We start from the raw sequence: 2,921 nt of genomic DNA on the forward strand, positions 1-2,921 counted from the left end.
GGGTCTGTACGGTCAACGGTGGATCTTCGAACAGGAAGTGACACCTGATGACAGACGTGACCGTGTCGGCTGAGGCCGTGGAGAATGTGCAGTCGGCGGGGCTGGAGCCGGACGTGCTGGACGACCAGTTGATCAGCCAGCTGGTGGACCGGGCCAAGGCCGACGGGATCAAGCTGACCGGCGACGGCGGACTGCTGCAGCAGTTGACGAAGAGGATCCTGGAGTCTGCTCTCGAGGGCGAGATCACCGATCACCTTGGGCACGAGAAGCACGAGAAGACGACCAACGGCAACACCCGCAACGGCGTCCGCTCCAAGACCGTGCTCACCGATGTCGGCCCGGTCGAGATCGACGTCCCGCGCGATCGGGTGGGCTCGTTCGAGCCGCAGATCGTCAAGAAGCGGCAGCGGCGTCTGGCCGGCGTCGACGAGATGGTGCTGTCGTTGTCCGCCCGCGGCCTGACTCACGGCGAGATCTCCGCGCATCTGAAGGAGGTCTACGGCGCCGAGGTGTCGAAAACAACGATCTCCTCGATCACGGACAAGGTGATCGAGGGTATGCACGAATGGCAGAGCCGCCCGCTGGATTCGGTCTATCCGGTGCTGTTCATCGACTGTGTGCACGTGAAACTGAGGGATGGTCAGGTCGCGAACAGGCCGATCTGCGTTGTTCTCGCGGTCACCGTCGAGGGAACCCGCGAGATCCTCGGCCTGTGGGCCGGCGACGGCGGCGAAGGCGCCAAGTACTGGCTCCAAGTCCTCACCGAGATCAAGAACAGGGGCACGGAAGACGTCTGCATGGTCGTTTGTGACGGCCTCAAGGGCCTGCCGGACGCGATCGAGGCCGTCTGGCCGCAGGCGATCACCCAGACTTGCGTAGTTCACCTGCTGCGGGCGTCGTTCCGTTACGCGGCCCGCCAGGACTGGGACAAGATCTCGAAGGCGCTCAAGCCCGTCTACACCGCCGCGACCCAGGACGTCGCGGAGGAGAAGTTCCTCGAGTTCTGCGACGCCTGGGGCAGTAAGTATCCGGCGATCGTGAAGCTGTGGGAGAACGCCTGGGCCGAGTTCGTACCCTTCCTTCAATTCGACACCGAAATAAGGCGAGTTGTATGCACGACCAACGCCATCGAGTCGGTGAACGCGCGCATTCGCAAGGCTGTCCGCGCTCGTGGGCACTTTCCGAACGAGCAGGCAGCGATCAAGTGCGTCTACATGGCCATCATGAGCCTGGACCCCACCGGGCAGGGACGCAAGCGCTGGTCACAGCGGTGGAAGGCCGCCCTCAACGCCTTCGAGATCACCTTCGACGGTCGGCTCTCCGCCGCCCGCCGCTGAACCCCTAACAACTCCAGAAACACCGTTCACTGGACAGGAACGCCGGAAGCGCTGCGCTGATCACCTCGGAGACAGGAAAATCGGCTCGGGTGTCCCGGTCAGCCGATGGGTCTGCGATGCCGGTGAGCTCGTTGGACAGGATGGCGATGGGGGTCGACCAGGGGACCACGGTTTGTTGCCACGGCAGCACTTGGTGCTGCCCGGAGCACGCGTGTCAGATTCCGATTCTTCCCTGACCCCTCCGGGGCACCCGCCCGGCACGGCCGCCGCACGGGAGGGAGTACGTCATGGCGCGCCAGGACGTGAAGGACGAGGTCATCCATCTGAGGTCCGCAGGGGTGGACCTGGGCAAGCGGTTCCTGCTTGCCTGCACCCGCACCCCCAGCCCGAAGCGACCGGGAAGCTGGAGTCTGGAGACCGAACGGTTCGGCACCACCCAGGCCGAGATCCGGCGGCTGCTGGCCTGGTTGGTGGAGGCCCGCGTCGAGGTGGTCGTCATGGAGGCGACCTCAGACTACTGGCGGAGCGTCTACTACATGCTCCAACCCCACCTGAACCTGATGCTCGTCAACCCCGCCCACCTCAAAGGGATCAGGGGCCGCAAGACCGACCCGAGCGACGCGGCGTTCCTCGCTCGCGCCGGCGCCTCGGGCCTGGCGATGGGCTCCTTCGTTCCCGAGCGGGAGATCCGCGAGCTGCGGGACCTGACCCGTCGTCGGACCGAGATCGTCCGCGCCGCGGGCCGCGAGGCCCAGCGGTTGGAGAAGGAACTCAAGGACACCGGGATGAAGTTCACCTCGGTCCTCAGCGATGTGGTCGGCGTCACCGGACGCGCCATCCTGGAGGCTCTCATCGCCGGCGAACGGGATCCCGCACGCCTCGCGGACCTGGCCTGCGGCAAGGCCCGCAACAAGATCCCGGCTCTCATCGAGGCCCTGGACGGCGAGTTCACCGCCCACCACGCGTTCATGGTCCGCCACTACCTGGACGAGATCGACCGTCTCAACAGCGTCATCGCGGTGTTCGACACCCGGATTGCCTCGCTCCTGGCCACGTACGAGCACGACCTGGACAACCTCGACACCATCCCCGGTGTCGGCAGGCTTGCCGCAGAGATCATCATCGCCGAGACCGGCGGCGATATGGCCCAGTTCTCCTCCGCCCAGCACCTCTCTTCGTGGATCGGGGTCTGCCCGGGCCAGAACGAATCGGCCGGTGTCAGCAGATCCGGACGCACCCGCCCGGGCAACAGCAACCTCAAACGCCTGCTCGGGACCGCCGCCATGGCCGCGATCAGGGACAAGACGTCCTACCTCGCTGCGTTCTTCCGCCGCATATCAGCCCGCAGAGGCGGCAAACGGGCCCTGGTCGCTGTCATGCACAAGCTCGCCATCGCGATCTGGCACGTCTTGCGCGACAAGACCCCGTACCGTGACCTGGGAGCCGAGTACTTCGCCAAGCGTGACCCCGAGCGCGCCATGCGCCGCATAATGAGGGAAGCCAACAGCCTCGGGCTGACCGTCCGCTTCGAACCGATCGCAGCTACCTGAGCGCGGGAACAGCTCTATTTTCGTGTCAGACCCG

The 2,921-nt window shown here is 65.4% G+C and carries 2 protein-coding genes; both read left to right on the plus strand.

Going from position 1 to position 2,921, the window contains the following annotated elements:
- Positions 1-56 precede the first annotated feature (56 nt).
- Complete coding sequence (locus tag P2L57_RS39685) at positions 57-1,337, plus strand: IS256 family transposase (protein ID WP_275823437.1); 1,281 nt, start codon at positions 57-59, stop codon at positions 1,335-1,337.
- Between the two features lie 287 nt (positions 1,338-1,624).
- The gene (locus P2L57_RS39690; protein ID WP_275823435.1) at positions 1,625-2,887 is read left to right on the plus strand and encodes an IS110 family RNA-guided transposase; all 1,263 of its coding nucleotides are present in this window, start codon (positions 1,625-1,627) and stop codon (positions 2,885-2,887) included.
- Positions 2,888-2,921 lie beyond the last annotated feature (34 nt).

The organism is Streptantibioticus ferralitis (assembly GCF_029223525.1).
GTDB lineage: Bacteria > Actinomycetota > Actinomycetes > Streptomycetales > Streptomycetaceae > Streptantibioticus_A > Streptantibioticus_A ferralitis.

Coding starts and splice junctions, on each gene's coding strand:
- P2L57_RS39690 (WP_275823435.1), top strand. CDS start 1,625: ATGGCGCGCCAGGACGTGAAGGACGAGGTCATCCATCTGAGGTCCGCA.